We start from the raw sequence: 17,166 nt of genomic DNA on the forward strand, positions 1-17,166 counted from the left end.
CCTCGGCGAACCGGCCATGGACCGCGGCGTGGCCCAGTGCCCAGTCGACCTCGACGGGGTCGAACAACTTGGCCAACGCGAGCGCCTCGGTCATCTTGACCCGCATCCGCGGCGTGCCCGCGGCAGCCGCCTCGACCAACCACAGCCGGGCCCCCTCACCCAGGTCGAGGAACTCCGACTCCGCGGCGTTCTTCGCTCGGGGCTGGCGGTCCAGCGGGCCGGACGGCTGGGGCGGGAAGTGCCCGTCATCGATCTTCGGCGTTCCCGGCGTGGCGCGACGGTGGCGGGCGACCTCGATCGGACCGTCGTCGCCGACATGAACGATGACGACCCACTCGTCCTCACCGACCCCGTGGGTGCGGACCCACACTGTTGCACCGAGCAGGGTGTGTGGGACCGAGTACTGGCCGGACTCGAACATCACCATCGGGGTGTTCGCCGGCACCATGCGGGTGGTGCCGAACGCGACCGTGTGCGCTCGCGCCGGAACGGGGTGCAGCCGAGCTCGTTCCTCGGCGAGCATCTCGATCGGCGGCCGCTTCGTCGTCCGGTGGGCACGGGTGTTGACCTTCTCGCAGAACGCCTCGCAGGCCGCCTCGAGCTCAGCGAAACTCGCGTACTCCTCCCGCAGGTTGGTGTCCTTGGGGACGAGGTCGGCCTTGCTGATCTTCACCGACGCCTCGGTGCCGCCCTTGGACGCCGGATCCGCGGGCACACAGGTGTGCACCACGACCGAGTAGTGCTCGGCGAAGGTGACCAACTGCTGGTTCCTGACCGGGATCCCGGCGATGTGCTCGACCGTGACGGTCTTCTCGTTGTCGGTCAGCACGTAGGTCGGCACTCCACCGAGTCGGCGGAACGTGACGTCCAGCGCGGCGAACACGGACGGCATCGTCTTGTCACGCAACGGCAGCACGACCCGGAACCGCGACCACGCCAGCCACGCCACGAACAGCACCGTCTTGACGCCGTCGACGACCGGGCCGTCGCCGTAGTCGTACTGCAGCCACATCCCCGGCTCGGTGACCCAGGGCCGGTGCACCCGCACCCGACCAGAGCGATAGGACGCCTTGACTTTAGCGACCGCGCGGCGTGTGGTGCGTTCCGAACCCTTGTAGCCCAACGCCACGAGCTTCTCGTGGGCGACATCGGCACGGACCTTCCCGAACGACCGCTCGACCCACTCCTCGACCTTGGGCAGGTACTCATCGATCAACTGCAGCCGGGCTGCGGTCTGGTCCAGCTCCCCGCCGGCAGCGCGGCGGTCCACGTAGTGCTTCACCGTGTGGTGCGAACAGCCGGCCAACTCACCGGCATCACGAAACGACCCAGTCAGGTCGTAGGCATCCAAGATTTCCATGATCTCCTCGGCAGACTTCACATGTCCCTCCTCAGGGGCGAACGGCGCATCAGCACGCCAACCGCACCTGAGGAGGGGCCTCAACCGTGGGAACCGGTGAGGCAGACGACGTCGTGTCGGGCAGATCCCATGACCGTCAGTGGGCAGTTCTCATGTCCGCCACCGGGCAGCTTCGTGGCCGTCTCCGGGCAGTTTCTCGTGGCCGCCGACACTGCTCGACGCCAACGCGCAACCGGCAGCACTCGGCGCCGCCTTCAGGTGACGTGCAGGTTGGGCGCGATCGCGATGAAGCCCACCAGTCTCATCTGCGTAGGGAATGACACGTTGTCTCCTGACGAGGGGCGGCTTCGGGTGAGCGCCGCTGTCACGAGTCAGGTGCCCAATCGGGGGCCACGGTCCTCGTCCGTGTCATGGACCTTGCGATGCGCCCGCCGACCCATGCGACACAACAGTCGCGTGCTCGCGTTCCGACGTCGGGTTCGGAATGCCCCCAGGTGTATTGACCAGTGCCGTGCGACGGCTCTCTGGGCAGCGCAGATCTTCCCGCGTGAAGCCCATCGGGCTCGTGAATCGAGCCGCGCTGCTGTCGGCCTAGGTTCAGAGTGTGCGGCCCGGAGGCGATGCCGCAGGAGGATTGTTCTGCTGCGGACGGGCGTCGCCGCTATGAAGTGGATCTCTTACCCATCGGTAGGCGAGGCGAGACCCCGGTTGGCGCCCTAGCTGTTCTGCCCGGGGAGGTTGGGTACGCGGTCGATGGGTGACTTGCCGTTGAGGCTGGTGTGGCCGCGGTGGTGATTGTAGTGGTGTAGCCAGGCCGGGTAGGTGGCTGCGCGGTCGTCCTCTGAGAGGTAGAGGCAGGCGTAGGCCCACTCCTCGAGCAGGGTGCGGTTGAACCGCTCGACCTTCCCGTTGGTCTGCGGCCGGTAGGGGCGGGTGCGGCGGTGCTTGACCTGCTTGCCGAGGGTGTTGGCCCATAGCCGGGAGCGGTAGCAGGACCCGTTGTCGGTGAGCACGGCCTTGACGGTGATGCCGTGGGCGGCGAAGAACGCCTTGGCGCGCTTCCAGAACGCCGCGGCGGTCTCCTTGCGCTCGTCGGCGAGGATCTCGGAGTAGGCCAGCCGGGAGTGGTCGTCGACGGCGTGGTGGAGGTAGACGTAGCCGCGTGAGCTGGCGGCGCCGGCCCGAGCGGCCTGCCCACGGCCGGACTTCGCGTGCAGGTCGTGGGCAGACCCGCGCCCGAAGGCTCGCCAGCCGCCGCCGTCGGGGATTCGGCCGAGCTTCTTGATGTCGACGTGGACCAGGTCGCCGGGCGCGGCGTGCTCGTAGCGGTTCTTGGCCCGCGAGGAGGTCTTGATCCGGGTGCCGGTCGCTGGGTCGGTCCACTTCAACCGGGGGCAGCCGTAGCGTCGCAGCACCTGGTGGACGGTGGAGGGGTTCAAGCCCAGGTGGTAGGCGATCCGGGCTGGTCCCCAGCGGCGGGTCACCCTCAGCTTCACGATGCGGCGCTCGGTGCGCTGGGGCAGTTGGTTCGGGCAGCGGCGTGGGCGTGAGGACCGGTCGACCATGCCGTCCTTGCCCATCTCAGGGCCGGACTCGCGGTACCGCTCGGCCCACCGGCGTGCGGTGGTGATGCTGACCGAGAAACGCTCGGCCGCGCGGGCATAGGTCCAGCGCTGCTCGACGATGAGCTTGGCCAGACGCAGGCGGCCGGCAGGAGCGAGGGTGGCGTTAGCGTGGGACACGAAGACCTCCGGGGTTCATGAGATGTGTTTGCTGTGGTAGCTCCACACCTCACCCGGAGGTCTTCGTCATGGTCCAGCCGACCCGCCGTACCTAACGTCCGTGGTCAGAACACCTAGCGTCCCGACGAACTGTCGTGATCTCGCGGACCTCGACCCCCTGAGGTCATCGACAGCACAGCAGCTGGCCTCCTGTTCCTCCTTCCTCTGGCGGCCAGCGCGCGGGGCCCGGCCACCGGCTCGGTACGAATCGGTGCGTCAGGTTTCCCGGCAGATGCCATGGGGTGCTCGAACCGACCAGAAGTGATGACTGTGAAGAAGATCCACGTGATGACCCTGCCGCCCGACCTCGACCTGGCCCTGCTCGGCGGGCTGTTGGGTGGGGTCGAAGCGACACTGTTCCGGCTCGGTGCGCATCAGGGGTGGGTCGACCCGGACCAGAGGCCCGCCCTCGCGATCATGGCGGAGATGCCGGACAGGGTTCATGCGCGGCCGCGTGGCCTGGATCAGATGGCCGGCAGCCCATGCTGAAGATCGTCGGGCTGTTCGAGGTCTTTCGAGACGGCGGCGAGTACCACTGGATCCTGCGCGACTGGGACGGTGAAGTGCTTGCACGCAACGGCGGATACATCACCCGCGCGGGTGCGGTGCAAGACATCGAACGGCTGCGCGTCGCGGCCGTGACCGCGAACGTGGTCGAAACGTGAACCATGGCAGGCGCGGACGAGCGAGATCGCTGGAGTGAGTGAGGTGAAGCTGCTCGCCCAGGAGAAGCGTCAGGTCGCGACACTGGAGGAGGTCGCACGTCGAGCGGTCCACAACGGAACGCCGACGGAACAGGCCGTCGCCGAACTGCGGCGGATCAGCCCGAACCCGCTTCTGCTTGGCGTCGCCGCCGGACGAGCCCGGGGGCGATGGATGACGATCCCGCTCTTCCACTCGATCGGCCAGGAGGTCGCCGAGCTCCTGCTCACGGCCGGCGCCGATCCGGACGTGTTCGCGATGACCGCGTCTTCCGTCGAGCGACGACTGCGGCGACACGTGCGTCGGGGCTGAACTCGCCGCCATCGCGTGCCCGACGGGCCGATCAGGATGGCCGATCAGCATGGCAGCGCGAACGACGTACCGCGCCCCAATGCGACGAAGCGCTCAGCGCCACTCGACTGCGTGAGCGAGTACCTCGGGGCGCCTCGTCGCAGACAGGTCTGGCGGACACGCGCCGCGCCCACAACCATGCTTGATGAAGCAACTTGAACCTGGCCTAGCCCGACGTCATCTTCGCTGGTCTGTCTGGCTCGTTCTCGTGCTCGCCCGTGCCGGGGCGTCGTCGGCGTTCGCCGTCCAGGAGTGTCTCCGCGGTGCACCTCGACCCTGGCAGTAGCTGGTCGTCGCCTCGAGTCGGCGGGCAGGCCCGAGCCGGCCCGCCCGTGGAGGCATCCCGGGCGGGCCGTCCTCCCTCGTCCTGCCTCGAGGAAGCATGCGGCACAGCAGGGGCGCCCGGTCACGCCAAGTGACAGAGAGCAGACGTGACCGGGCGTGCGCTGGCTGTTCGTGGGAGGGAGTGGCCAACGCATTGATCTGCCGACGACCTGCGGGTCTCGGGGTCCGCGATGCCGTCGGCAGTGACGGCACGCTAGTCAACTCGAGGGGGTAACTGGCCGGTAAGAGATCCAGTTCATAGGGTCGTCTGCCGTCCGGATCAGCGAACCCGTACGGCGCATGTGCCAGTACGGCGAAAGTGCTTCTGACGGCAGGCACATGAACGCCGCGGCACCCCCGGATGCGTGGCGAATGGCCGCAAGGCAGTCGGCCCTCCGACGGTCTGTACCACCGCGCCATCGTGCCTGGCTGATGCGCCCGGCCCGCCCCTCGGGCCGTCACAGTCCTCACCCGCAAACCGCTCGCGCGGACGGTGCGCGCCTTTGCGGCTACTGACTGCCGTTGTCGTGGAGGGCGTTGACTCGGTCAAGCATGTCGGTCAGGTGGTGCAGCAACTGCTCTTGCTCATCGTACGGCGACGCATGTAGAGCGAGATTTCCGTGATGGCTGGTGGCTCGTCGAGTCGGGTTCTGTCGATAACCGGCGCTGCTCCCGGAACTGTGGCTGGGTCACTGTATGTCCCGGAGGTCGCCGGTCGCGACTCTATGGATGCGTTAGCAGCGTACCGTTGCGAACGGGAGGTCCTGATCGTCCTGGACTGCGAGCAATCTGAGACCCTCGGGCGGCCGGTGCTGCCTCACGTGCCTCGCAGCCGTTTGGCAGGCAGCCGACGCAGTTCTCGGAGGCCGAAGCGTCGCCAGGCCAAACGTCAGACGACCCTCCCGAGCAGCGCAAGTGCCGCACACGATTGCAAGGCTGGATCAATGCGGCCCAACCGGTCGTCGACGTGGCCGAGCTGATCGGCGGAGCCGTGGTCTGGCGGCTCTGCGTTACGAATCTCCGGGCGCGTATGGCTGCTGAGGACGCCACGATCGCCAACGTTGAGAGGAGCTTAGACGAGAGGTATAAGGCAGGTACCTGGAGAAGCGGTCGCAGTAGTTCATGGAGGTGATTCTCATGGAACGGATCAGCACCCGCCAGGCCGATGCCGCGGCTCGACAAAGTCAAGAGAACGACGCCCATCCTGAGGTTCCAAGCGGAAGAGAAGGCTCTGCTTGAGGGCCGTCGATGAATGCGAGAGGCATCGCGGCGATGCTCGAGTTGGCGGGAGACGAGGGGACGGCGACGTGTTTCAGGGCGACATGGTGGTCGTGAGGCCAGGGGAAGTCGGCGTGGAGAGTCGTCAAACTCCGCATCACCGATCCGTGCCACATCGACCCTTGGTGGCGAGACGAGTACATTCGGAGATACGACAGGTGCCGAGGACGATCCCAGCCGACCTCCGTCACCAGTCAGTGAGGACGGATGCACCCTTGAGCCCGAGCCGGTAGCCCAGGACATGCCGAGCCCGCCGTGATCGGTCGGCGCCGAGCGGATGACCGGCGTGCTCGGCCGCGACGCTACCCCAATGGGTCTGTGCCGCCGATCACGGGGGTTGCACCTGCTCCGGTCGGTTGGTGGACCCGTCGGACCTCCCGATTCCTGGCAGGCCTCATACGCCCAAGCGTTCGTGCCGTCGATTTCACAAGAGGTCCATAGATCTGCGATCCCCGAGATCCTCCAGAGAGGATTCGCAGAGCGCAGTTCAGGCCCCTGCGACATGGCTTGGCACAGGTTGAACAGGAGCAGCTGATGAAAAGGTGCAGGTCAGCGGTCGTTTCCACCTCTTGACCTACTCGGACTCATTGGTGCCCAAGGCAGGAGTCGAACCTGCGCCCTTTGCTTACGAGGAGGCCGTTCTATCCGGGCGAGGTTGCCTCCGGAGGGTTGATTCCTTCGGTGGCGTCGGTTGGATCACCCAGGGTGTCGGATCGGGCGCCGTTGGCTCGCGCCGCGGCCCGCGCGGCGACGTTGTCGTCGCTGCAGAATCCTTTGCCGCTTGCCTTAAGGCAGAGAAGACCGAGGAGGATGCCTGCCTCGTCGACCACTGCGAGCCGCCGGATGCCTAGGTCGCGCATTTCTCGCCAGGCGTGCTCGGCTGGTTCGTTGGGGCCGATCAGTCGCGACTCCAAAGTCCCATAGGCAATCGCCGGGGCGTGGTCCAGTGCACTTGTTGGTATGTCTCCCCGTATGAGGGTGGCGACCAGGCGTGACTTCTCCACGATCAGGAGCATGTGGACGTGGTCGTCGGAGAACGCCTGAAGTGCTTCGGCCACGGTGATAGTGGAGGTCGCCGACTTCGGCGTAGTCACCATGTACTCCCACACCAGTCGCTTGGCGAGCGGCGGCGAGCACGGGGCGGATAGGCCGAGGGCAGGGTGAGGACTCTTGGCGGACACTGCGATGCGATCCGAAGTTGAGGGGGTGTTGTAGGCGCCCGTCATCGGCTGGTCGCGTGATGTCACGACGCTCCTGCAGGAGCAGGGGCCGTCAGTCCAGTATTGCTTTGGCCCGTTGCGTCACCGAGCACGGCAGTGAGTCCCGGTCGAACCGTGGGTTGAGGCCAACCCCGTAGCTGGGTGCCGTGGATCGCTCGCAGACGGCGATCCGGTCGGCCTCCAATAGGCGGAGCACAGACGTGCCGGCGATCGGGCTGTTGGGGTCCACGGCTCCGGCCGGCTTCCGGTGTCGTCGGCGCTGATGACGAGAACGACCGACTTGCAGGCCATTCGACGTTCACTTCTTTGCTCTCTGACGATGTGTGTGGAATCGCAGCTCCCGCGAGCAGTGCGTTCATGCGCTCGAGGATCCTGCTTGCGAGCGGGGTGTATCGCGAACCTCAACTGGACGCGGAGGGGCCGGGTCAACTCGGCGACGACGCGCTGGTCCTGGGCAACGGCCATGCCGTACCCCGAGCAATGATGACAGGTCTCGGCCAACAATGAGGTCTGCCCACCGGCTGGCGTCGCTGTCGCGGTGCTCGCCGAGATCGGCAGCGACGGCGGGACCAGGCATGATGTCGACCCCTCCGGCGATCACAGAGATGGCCAAGCGCTTCATGAGGTTGCTTGATGTAGGCGCTGTACGCCCTGACGAACCGGCCCGAGCTCTTTCGCCTTTGTTGGTCCCACAACCTGAACAGAGATCGGACTCAGTTCGAGTACGGGGTGCGTCTGCTTCCGCACCGAGGTGTCGGTCGCTCGTCGATTGCAGGTCGGTCATTCCGCCGTCGTCCAGTTCGCGCGTCTCCCGGAGGTCGGTGCGCCGACCTGACCGGTCAGCCTCGGAGTTGGTCGACTTCTGTCGCCGCCCACCGACTTTGGGCTCAGTCGTCCGAGGCCGTCACTCAGGAGGGCTTGAAGCGACTCAGCGTCACGATCACTGACTTCGAGGTCGGGGTGTTGCTGATTGCAGCAGTTGAGCCGATCGGGACGAGTGGATTCGTTTCGGGGTAATAGGCAGCGGCACTGCCGCGAGGTGTGTCGTACGCGACGACACGGAATGCGGGTGCAACTCGGCGTCTGCCGTCGCTCCAGACGGCCTCCACATCGACGAAGTCACCGGGGGCGAGCCCGAGGTCGTCAATGTCCTCCCGGTTCACAAAGATGACGCGACGGCCGCTGCGCACACCCCGATACCGATCGTTGAGTCCATAGATAGTGGTGTTGAACTGGTCGTGGCTGCGCAACGTCTGGAGCACCAGCTGACCCCGCTCCACCGTCAACGTGGAGAGTTCGGACACGGCAAACTCGGCCTTCCCTGATGGCGTCTGGAACTTGCGGTCGTCTCGTGGTGGATGCGGGAGCACAAATCCGCCGGGCTTGCTAACGCGTTCCTCGAACTGCTCGAAGCCGGGAATGACTGCCTCGATGTGATTGCGAATCACCCCGTAGTCATCGGCGAAGGCGCCCCAGTCGATCCCAAGGGCGCTCTCCCGGAAGGTTGCTGCCGCAATCCCACAGATGATCGAGACCTCCGAACGCAACATCTTGGAGGCCGGCTGGAGGCGACCGCGAGAGAGATGGACCGAAGACATAGAGTCCTCGACGGTGACCCGCTGCGGTCCTGTGCGTTGGATATCGAGCTCTGTACGCCCGAGTGTCGGAAGAATCAGGGCGGTCGCTCCGCAGACAGCATGGGAGCGATTGAGCTTCGTCGAAATCTGAACGGTCAGGTCCGTCGCCTGCAGCGCTTCCGTCGTGAATCCAGTATCTGGTGCGGCGTGCGCGAAATTGCCGCCCAACCCGACGAACACCTTGACCCGCCCTTTCGCCATCGCCTCGATCGTCTCGACGGCATCGAAGCCATGGTGTCGGGGCGGCTCGAAGTCGAATTCGGTCGCGATGGCATCAAGGAACCAGGCGGGGGGGACGCTCCCAAATGCCCATCGTGCGGTCACCCTGCACGTTCGAGTGACCACGTACCGGGCACAGCCCGGCGCCTGGCTTGCCCAGGTCGCCCCGTGCCAGGGCGAGGTTCACGACCTCGCGGATGGTGGCAACGGAGTTGTAGTGTTGCGTCAATCCCATCGCCCAGCACCAAATGGTTGCACTCGAGGCCGCAAGCATTCTCGCTGCAGCCTCGATCTGGTCCTTTGGAATCCCACTGGCATCGGTGATCGTCCGCCAATCGACCTCGCGGACATGCTGGGCCCATGCTTCGAAGCCTACTGTGTATTGAGCGACGAACGCGGGTGCGACAGCGTTCCATTCGACGAGTAGACGCGCGATGCCGAGAAACAGAGCGTGATCGCCATTCGCGCGAACCCGCAGGTGGAGGTCGGCCAAGTCGGTCCCGGCCCCTACCACGCCACGCGCATTCTGCGGATTTCGGAAGTTCGTGGTGCCTGCCTCGCGCAGTGGATTCACCGAGATGATCCTGGCGCCTCGGCGCTTCGCTGTTTCAAGCGCTGACAGCATGCGTGGATGGTTTGTTCCGGGGTTCTGGCCCGCGATGACGATCAACTCGGCTGCGTAAATGTCGAGAAGTGAGACGCTGCCCTTGCCGATGCCGATCGAGTCAAAGAGTGCAACGCCGCTGGACTCATGGCACATGTTGGAGCAGTCAGGCAGGTTGTTCGTCCCGAATGTCCGCGCAAAGAGCTGGTAGACGAAGGCCGCTTCGTTCGATGCTCGGCCCGATGTGTAAAACGCGGCCGCGTCTGGCGTGACGAGCGCGTTGAGGTGATCGGCAACGAGCTCCAACGCCTCGGCCCATCCCACGGGCTCGTAATACCGCGACCCGGGCCGCTTCACCATCGGCTCGGTGAGCCGTCCCTGCTTCCCGAGCCAGTACTCGGACCTGGTCGCTAGGTCGTCGACGCTGTGAATCTGGAAGAACTCGCGTTCCACGCGGGCCTTCGTCCCTTCCTCGGCGACGGCCTTGGCGCCGTTCTCACAGAACTCTGCCGAGTGGCGTTGACCCGGATCTGGATCGGGCCAAGCACATGACATGCAATCGAACCCACCAGGCTGGTTGATTCGCGTGAGCGTTCGGACCGTCCGCGTGACGCCCATCTGGGACACGGCCTGCCGCATCGCGATGGCCACAGCCTTGACCCCGACGGCATGGTCGGCCGCTTCGGCCACCTTCAGGCGCGGTTCAGGCTGAGGGGGCGGCTGCTGGCCGGCCCTGGGTGATTCGATCGACATCTGAGCCTCGGTTCTCTCATTGGTGATGGCGTGACTGGCGCAGCGCGGCCGCCGCGCGCGACCGCGCTGGTCGCTAGGGCCTTGATAGGGACGCCTTGCTGCGCCGCGTCACACCTTTGCAACGTCTCAAGCCCGTCCTCGGTACTGGTCGTGACCTGCCGCCGCGTTAACCCTGAGGATCCTCCTGCGACCAGGTACCGCTGGGGGCTCTGCAGGCACGACCCCGCGGCGCGTCTCCGCACGGCACTCACCGGAGCGGCCGATCACCTAGTACATGATCAGGGGCCCTTCGTACCTAGTCAGGTGCGACGTCCTTTCACGCCCTCAACTCGTCACTCACGAACTCGAACTGCTGTCCCCAGGGAGTCAGCAGGTATACCCATCGGCGGCCACCCAGTGGGTGGTCCCCACGGAGTGTTTGGGGTTCCCCGAGCACACGAACGCCGGGATAGGTCGCAGCAAGGCGAATCGCCTCGTCGATGTCTGGAACGACGATGCCAAGATGAGTCCCGCCGAGGTCGCAGTTGCGCGGCTGAGACCGGGACTGATCCGGGGCGGAGTACTCGAAGAGTTCAATGCCAAGCCCGCCGAGCTCGAGCTTCGCGAGCGCGAAGCCTGCCTCGCGATGGGCGAGGTAATTCTCTTCCATCAAGGCCGGTTCGCTGCCTGGCGCCAGGACGCGGGTGTACTTGAGCCGAGCTCCAAGAGCGCGGATGAAGAAGTCCACGGCTTGCTCGAGGTTTGGAACCGTGAGGGAAAAATGGTCGAGCGCGTACGCGGGAAACGTCACAGGTCCGCCACTTGATTGCGGGCCCAGCCCTCGTCGTAGAGACTCCGGTACTCCAGATGGAGGGTGAGGCGGGTGAACCGCCATTCGCCCTCCCGCCGTTCGAACACGTCCTCGTAACGCCCGCCCTGCCATACGGCGACCTCGTCGCGAACCGTGCAGGGTTCGAACAGTTTCCACGCACCGGTCGCGGTGTTGCCGTCGACTTCGATCGATTCGTTGGTGAGGTAGTGGACCGTGAACGTGAGCCGAGGCGGGGTCGCGGCGAACAATTCGCCGATCGCCGGTGCGCCGACCGTAGTCCCGGCGGTGCTCGCACCCTTACCCTCCCAAACGCCGTTCTCCCAGAAGAGCGAGCCGATGTCGATGCCCCGCCGGTCGTCACACCACTGCATGTATCTGGCCTTCAGGCGACGAATCTGGTCTGCCGACTCCAAAGCATCCAGTCGCCGCAGGATTTCGGCGTGCTCGTTCTCCTCAACGCTCACTGCAGTTCTCCTGAGTTGCCGCGGTGGTGATTTCCTCCATTCGCGTCACATGCACTGGTTCGAGCTTGAACGCGACATCCTCTGCGTTTTGCCTGACTTGTTCAGGCGAGGTGGCACCGGCCAGGACCGCGGTCACCGAAGGCCGAGACAGCGCCCACGAGAGGGCCAGAGCCGATGGCCGAGTTCCACACTCCGCTGCCAGTTCGCGCATTCCTTCGGCGATGCGCATATTGATCGGTGTAGCGATGCCGGCGAACTGTGGCATCACCCGCATGCGCGAGCCTTCGGGGAACTCGGCCCCGCTGCTGTACTTGCCTGTCAGCAGGCCAGAAGCCAAGGGTGAGTAGACTACTGCTCCGATCCCTAAGCTTTCGCACGCGGGCAGAAGCGCGTCTTCCGCGGTTCGCTGCAGCACATTCAGTTCGACCTGGATGCCCGCCATCGGCGGCCGCTCACCGAGCTCCGCAAGGTTCCACATGTCCGTCACTTGCCACGGCTCGTGGTTGGAGCAGGCGATGTGGCGCACCTTCCCTGCCTCCACCAGTTCCTTGAACGCTCCGAGCGTTTCGCAGATCGGCGTCCCTGGGTCAGGCCTGTGCAGGTAGTACACGTCGATGTAGTCGGTCCCGAGACGGCGAAGGCTGGCATCGCACGATCGAGCCACGTGCTCACGGGAACCGCCACCAACGAGGGCGTCGCGGCGGATCCCGACCTTGGTCGAAATCACAACATCCGCACGCTTGCCGCGGATGGCGCGACCCAGATACTGCTCCGACAAGCCATCCCCGTAGATGTCGGCCGTGTCGAAATGATTTATGCCCACGTCGAGCGATGCGGCCACGACGGCCTCGGACTGGTTCGCATCGAGCCGGGGTCCGAAGTTGTTGCACCCGAGGCCAAGGGCGGACAGCTCGGGCCCGGCTCCCATCCTTCGCCTGATCACACCATTACCGCCTCGTCGCCGGATGTGACAGCCAATACGCGGCCCTTCACCCGGCTGCCCAAGTAGGGAGCCCGGTCAGGGCGCTGACGTGGCCAGAGCTCGACCGGCGCCTGCAGTTCGGGATCGACCAGAATCGCTCCCGGCTTGACGCTCAACTCGAACACGTCGACTGGAGCCGAGGTCACCTTCTGCCAAGTCTGCGCGAGGTCGAAGCCGAATTGGTCCACGCACGTCAGCAGGGCGGAGGTGAAATGTTGTTGGGTCTGGAGGCCGGGGCCGGTCGGCGCACCGATCGGAGGGGAGACGTGGTCACTGGCGACAACGGTGATGCCATCGAACACGCTTACCAAGGAGAGACGATCCTCGTCGTTCGGCGGGGTAGGTAAGACCGCCAGCTCCTCTCGCCGCTCCGCGGCGAGGGCGAGGAGCATGTGCGGGCTTGTCTGACACGTGGCACCCGGCACGGCCCGTACGCGGTCGTACATGCGGCGCGAGGTCACGTGCCGCACATGCAGCGGAGAATGAGCGCTTTCGATGAACAGGTCGAACTCGTCGGCTGTGTATGCGAACACCGCTGGCTTGAGTCCCGCGTTTCGCACTGCGTCGAGATTTCGTTGGAAGTTCGGATCGGGCGTGTAGAGCTTCACGATGCCAGGAAGCAAGTCCCGAATGCATCCGATGTTCGCCGACAGCCAGCGGGGGAAACCCTCGCTGTCGGTGGTGGGGCCGACGGACAGCACTGGGGTGATCGACGGCAGGGCCGTGGACGTCATGTCGGCGATCAAGGCTGGCAAAGGGTGCACGCTTGCGAGTTGATACGGCAGAGCGACAACCATGTGGTGGACGCCACCGGACAGTGCTGCTAACAGGTCGTACTGCCGGATGCCCGCAGGGACGAACGGCATGTGCGCGTCCGCGTCGATGGCTGCCGGGAGGATCCACCATGCGGATCCGTCGAGCTCGCGTCGTACTGGTCCGGCGCAGCCGGAGCGGTGCAGGTTAAGGACGACATCACGTCGTTGACCTGTGAGCGGATCCAGGACGTTTCTAACGGTGGTGCTGGAGCGTGCGTCGCCCATTTACCCGGCCTTCTAGAAGAAATCACATGGAATGCTGGATGAAGTATTGCATCCAACTTCGGATGTCGTCTAGGGTCCATCGCTCAGTGGGGTGACGCACCGCACACAAGACCTCCGCGAGGGAACATGACGCAAGTAGCACCGGACCTAGGACGGACCGAAGACCGCCACGCGCCGTTGCTCGAGGTCGACGCCGTCAGCAAGTCGTACCCGGGCGTAAGAGCCCTGCACGAAGGAGAGAGAATGATCCTGATCCGCGGACTGACACGTGTCATCACTTTCGACGATCAAGAACGCGAGTTGGAAGACGCCGACATTCTGATCGACGGGCCGAAGATCGTCGCCGTCGGAAAGGACCTGTCGGATCGCAGCGTTTCACGGACAATCGACGGGCGTGGAATGATTGCGCTGCCAGGTCTCATCAACTCGCACCAGCACCTGTTCGAAGGCGCAATGCGGGCGATTCCCCAACTCGAGCGGGTCACGATGGCCAGTTGGCTCGAAGGCGTCCTGACCAGAAGCGCAGGATGGTGGCGCGACGGGAAGTTCGGTCCAGATGTCATCCGGGAGGTTGCGCGCGCCGTCCTCCTCGAGTCGCTCCTCGGTGGCATCACCACGGTCGCCGACCAGCACCTATTCTTCCCCGGTGCCACGGCCGATAGCTATATCGACGCAACCATCGAGGCCGCCACCGACCTCGGGATCCGGTTCCATGCGGCAAGGTCATCGATGACGCTCGGCAAGAGCGAAGGTGGCTTCTGCGACGACCTGTTCGTCGAGCCCGTCGACAGAGTCGTCCAGCACTGTCTGGGTCTCATCGACCAGTACCACGAGCCGGAACCGTTTGGAATGGTTCGAATCGCTCTTGGACCCTGCGGCGTCACCCACGACAAGCCCGAACTCTTCGAAGCGTTCGCACAGATGGCGGCGGACTACGACGTGCGCCTCCACACCCACTTCTACCAACCGCTCGACGCGGGAATGAGCGACCACCTCTACGGTATGACGCCGTGGCGTTTCCTTGAGAAGCACGGCTGGGCCAGCGACCGAGTATGGCTGGCTCACGCTGTGGTACCTCCACGGGAGGAGATCCCCGAGTTCGCCGACGCAGGCGTCGCGATCGCGCATCTCATTGCGCCGGACCTTCGGATGGGCTGGGGACTCGCGCCTATCCGGGAATACCTCGACGCCGGAATCACGGTTGGGTTTGGAACGACCGGGTCCGCCAGCAACGATGGCGGGAACCTGCTTGGCGATCTGCGCCTGGCTGCGCTGGCGCACCGCCCCGCTGACCCCAACGAGCCCGAGAAGTGGCTGTCGGCACGCGAGCTGCTCCGAATGGCAACCAGGGGATCAGCGGAGTGCCTCGGCAGGCCCGACCTGGGCGTCCTCGAGGAGGGTCGTGCTGCGGACATCGCCTGTTGGCGCCTCGATGGAGTCGACCGGGTTGGTGTGCACGACCCGGCGATCGGCCTGATCATGACTGGTCTTTCAGACCGGGCAAGCCTGGTGGTCGTGAATGGTCAGGTGCTCGTCGAGAACGAACGACCCGTTCTGGCAGATCTCGAACGCATCGTCGCGAATACGACAGCACTCATTCCCAAGAACTTGTAGTGCCCTGCGCCCCCTGCAGTAGGGGTCACGGCGGTACTGGACGCCGAGCATCTGTGCTCCCAAGTTCCTTGCCACACGCACGTCATCGACGCTCTTGCTCGCCGTCGATGCCCGCTCGGGCGAATTGATACGGATTTCCCACTTGAAAGGATCGATATCGATGGCAGTTCGACGGGTTTCAGCCGCGCTCGCGGTCGCACTCCTGATCATTGCCTCCATCGCGGGATGCGGCAAGGACAGCGAAGGCGGCACCACCACATCAAACGGCGCGCCGACGAGGCTACGGATGCAGCTGAGCTGGGTGGCGAACGCACAGTTCGCTGGATACATGATGGCTAAGGAGCAGGGCTTCTACGAGGACGCAAACCTGGATGTAGACCTTCTCTACGGCGGGCCGAACGTCAACAACGTTCAGCAACTGACCAGCGGTCAGGCCGACCTCACCGTCGACCGCGTCAGCACCCTCTTCCTGTCGCGTGACAAGGGCATCCCGATCAAGGGCATCGCGGAGTTCGATCAGAAGTCCGGATTCTGGCTCGTGGCCAAGAAGAGCAGCGGAATCAACTCACCTGATGACCTTGTCGGGCAGAAGGTAGGAATCTTCGCAGACGACGAGTTCCAGGCCGACGCCCTCCTCACAGCGATGGGCGTCGACCCCAGCGATGTTAAGACGTTCTACCAGGGATTCACGATGGATCCGTGGCTCAACGACGAGTACCCCGTCGCAGAGATGACATCGTTTGGGCAGCTCCAGGAGGTCTATCACGCTGGTTACACAGACAAGGACCTTGTCTTCTTCAAGCCTTCTGACTATGACGTCGGCATTCTCCACGGGTGCCTGATCGCCAACGAGAGCGCCATCCAGTCCAGCCCCGACGCGCTCACCGCTTTCGTCGAGGCAACGATGAAGGGGTGGACCTACGCCTTCGCGCATCCCGACGAGGCTGTTGACGCCATCCTCGCAGAGGAGCCCAGCGCCAGCCGACCAGTCGAAACCTCTGCGCTGGACGCGATGAAGGACGTCCTCTGGGATGGAGACACGCCTCCAGACAACTGGGGCCAGATTCCCATGGACAACTACGAGGAAACGGCCAAGATTCTTGAGGACGGCGACTACGTCGACCACCCGATCGACGTCGAGAAGTCGGTGGATCTGACCATCGCGCCGTGAGGACTGTCCGTCGGCTCGGCGGCTCCTGCAGGAGGCGCTCTGGATTGGGGAGCCCGCACGACGGCAGGCAGGCGCAACTGCCTGCGGGACGTGCCATCGGCTGAGCCGATCGCTCAAACGACCAGCGCCCCAGACAATCTGACTGGGGCGCTGGTCTTTCGTGGGTATGGCCTGTGAAGGTAGGCACCGAACCGCAGAGCCGATGCCTAGTTTGGTTCCGGCAAGCCGGACGGACCATACATTGGTCCGGTGGCGGCTAGCCGATGATGGCGTCTGCCTCGATTTCGACGAGTAGGTCGGGAAGAGCCAGTGCGCCAACCTCAACAAGCGCATTCGCTGGCCGTACCTCCCCGAACACCTCACCATGGACGGCGGCCACCGCCTCGAAGTCCGAGATATTCGTGACGAAGATCCGAGTCCGGACCACGTCCGCGATCGACGCGCCCGCTTCTTTCAGCGCGGACTCGACTCGCGTAAGAGTCTCACGCGTCTGTGCGACGACGTCGTCGCCGCCAACGGCTCCCTCACTCGACCCTGCGGTCATCCCACCAACAAACACAAACGGCCCCTTGCAGACGGCCCGCGAGTAGCCCCGGAGGCTCTCGAGGTGAGACCCAGACGAGATATTCTGCCGAGTCATCGACTCCATGTTGACCCTTTCGGTCGGTCTCGGGCCATCCGACCCGGTGATTTGGGCGGCGGAGTTGCCCGCCATCCGTCGTCGGCCGCGCACCTTGGGACGGCACGGCTTACGCTGTGTGAAAGTCTAACTCCAATGAACGAAGTTCTCAGATGGGGTCTGCGCTTGCCGTGACTCCCAATCGACAGCAAAGGCTGAGGTGAGTCGTGGTAGCG

At 64.7% G+C, this 17,166-nt stretch carries 15 protein-coding genes; 5 read left to right on the forward strand and 10 right to left on the reverse strand.

Translation table 11 applies throughout. The annotated features are described in order from the left end of the window. Together istA and ACYQ1K_RS27125 are read right to left on the reverse strand one after the other, a co-directional pair. On the reverse strand, positions 1–1,381 hold a 1,381-nt coding region (gene istA, locus ACYQ1K_RS27120; RefSeq protein WP_459986745.1), incomplete at its 3' end, for an IS21 family transposase. A gap of 695 nt (positions 1,382–2,076) precedes the next feature. After that, the gene (locus tag ACYQ1K_RS27125) at positions 2,077–3,102 is read right to left on the reverse strand and encodes an IS481 family transposase (RefSeq protein WP_459986746.1); all 1,026 of its coding nucleotides are present in this window, start codon (positions 3,100–3,102) and stop codon (positions 2,077–2,079) included. 309 nt (positions 3,103–3,411) lie between these two features. Between ACYQ1K_RS27125 and ACYQ1K_RS27130 the strand changes: the two genes are divergently transcribed. The 3 genes from ACYQ1K_RS27130 to ACYQ1K_RS27140 are packed head-to-tail and all read left to right on the forward strand — an operon-like array spanning position 3,412 to position 4,155. Beyond that, positions 3,412–3,630: a hypothetical protein gene (locus tag ACYQ1K_RS27130; protein WP_459986747.1), complete on the forward strand. Its 219-nt coding sequence runs from the start codon at positions 3,412–3,414 to the stop codon at positions 3,628–3,630. Then, complete coding sequence (locus tag ACYQ1K_RS27135; RefSeq protein ID WP_459986748.1) at positions 3,624–3,806, forward strand: YegP family protein; 183 nt, start codon at positions 3,624–3,626, stop codon at positions 3,804–3,806. The genes ACYQ1K_RS27130 and ACYQ1K_RS27135 overlap by 7 nt, the downstream gene beginning before the upstream one ends. Positions 3,807–3,840: 34 nt before the next feature. Beyond that, positions 3,841–4,155, forward strand: coding sequence for a hypothetical protein (locus tag ACYQ1K_RS27140; RefSeq protein ID WP_459986749.1), 315 nt, complete (start codon positions 3,841–3,843; stop codon positions 4,153–4,155). Positions 4,156–6,437: 2,282 nt separating this feature from the next. Here the strand turns inward: ACYQ1K_RS27140 and ACYQ1K_RS27145 are convergent. From ACYQ1K_RS27145 to ACYQ1K_RS27175, 7 genes are all read right to left on the reverse strand, one after another. Then, a complete protein-coding gene (locus tag ACYQ1K_RS27145; protein WP_459986750.1) occupies positions 6,438–6,854 on the reverse strand; it encodes a CBS domain-containing protein in 417 nt (138 codons plus the stop codon). Between the two features lie 1,070 nt (positions 6,855–7,924). Next, positions 7,925–8,977: a molybdopterin dinucleotide binding domain-containing protein gene (locus ACYQ1K_RS27150; protein WP_459986751.1), complete on the reverse strand. Its 1,053-nt coding sequence runs from the start codon at positions 8,975–8,977 to the stop codon at positions 7,925–7,927. Beyond that, on the reverse strand, positions 8,928–10,229 hold the full coding sequence (locus ACYQ1K_RS27155) for a molybdopterin-dependent oxidoreductase (protein WP_459986752.1): 1,302 nt from the start codon (positions 10,227–10,229) through the stop codon (positions 8,928–8,930). The genes ACYQ1K_RS27150 and ACYQ1K_RS27155 overlap by 50 nt, the downstream gene beginning before the upstream one ends. Positions 10,230–10,545: 316 nt before the next feature. Next, a complete protein-coding gene (locus ACYQ1K_RS27160; RefSeq protein ID WP_459986753.1) occupies positions 10,546–11,019 on the reverse strand; it encodes a VOC family protein in 474 nt (157 codons plus the stop codon). Next, the gene (locus ACYQ1K_RS27165) at positions 11,016–11,504 is read right to left on the reverse strand and encodes a nuclear transport factor 2 family protein (RefSeq protein WP_459986754.1); all 489 of its coding nucleotides are present in this window, start codon (positions 11,502–11,504) and stop codon (positions 11,016–11,018) included. Before ACYQ1K_RS27165 ends, ACYQ1K_RS27160 begins: the two co-directional genes overlap by 4 nt. Then, positions 11,494–12,432: an aldo/keto reductase gene (locus ACYQ1K_RS27170; RefSeq protein ID WP_459986755.1), complete on the reverse strand. Its 939-nt coding sequence runs from the start codon at positions 12,430–12,432 to the stop codon at positions 11,494–11,496. The genes ACYQ1K_RS27165 and ACYQ1K_RS27170 overlap by 11 nt, the downstream gene beginning before the upstream one ends. A gap of 11 nt (positions 12,433–12,443) precedes the next feature. Beyond that, complete coding sequence (locus ACYQ1K_RS27175) at positions 12,444–13,526, reverse strand: hypothetical protein (RefSeq protein WP_459986756.1); 1,083 nt, start codon at positions 13,524–13,526, stop codon at positions 12,444–12,446. A gap of 243 nt (positions 13,527–13,769) precedes the next feature. On the opposite strand from ACYQ1K_RS27175, the gene ACYQ1K_RS27180 reads away from it, so the two are divergent. Together ACYQ1K_RS27180 and ACYQ1K_RS27185 are read left to right on the forward strand one after the other, a co-directional pair. Beyond that, on the forward strand, positions 13,770–15,140 hold the full coding sequence (locus ACYQ1K_RS27180) for an amidohydrolase (RefSeq protein ID WP_459986757.1): 1,371 nt from the start codon (positions 13,770–13,772) through the stop codon (positions 15,138–15,140). Between the two features lie 160 nt (positions 15,141–15,300). Beyond that, complete coding sequence (locus tag ACYQ1K_RS27185) at positions 15,301–16,311, forward strand: ABC transporter substrate-binding protein (protein ID WP_043426253.1); 1,011 nt, start codon at positions 15,301–15,303, stop codon at positions 16,309–16,311. 256 nt (positions 16,312–16,567) lie between these two features. Here ACYQ1K_RS27185 and ACYQ1K_RS27190 read toward each other — a convergent pair whose 3' ends face one another. Beyond that, positions 16,568–16,960 carry a RidA family protein gene (locus tag ACYQ1K_RS27190; RefSeq protein WP_192551697.1) on the reverse strand — a complete coding sequence of 131 codons (393 nt, stop codon included), beginning with the start codon at positions 16,958–16,960 and terminating at the stop codon, positions 16,568–16,570. Between the last annotated feature and the right edge of the window lie 206 nt (positions 16,961–17,166).

Source organism: Nocardioides sp. AN3, assembly GCF_054653495.1.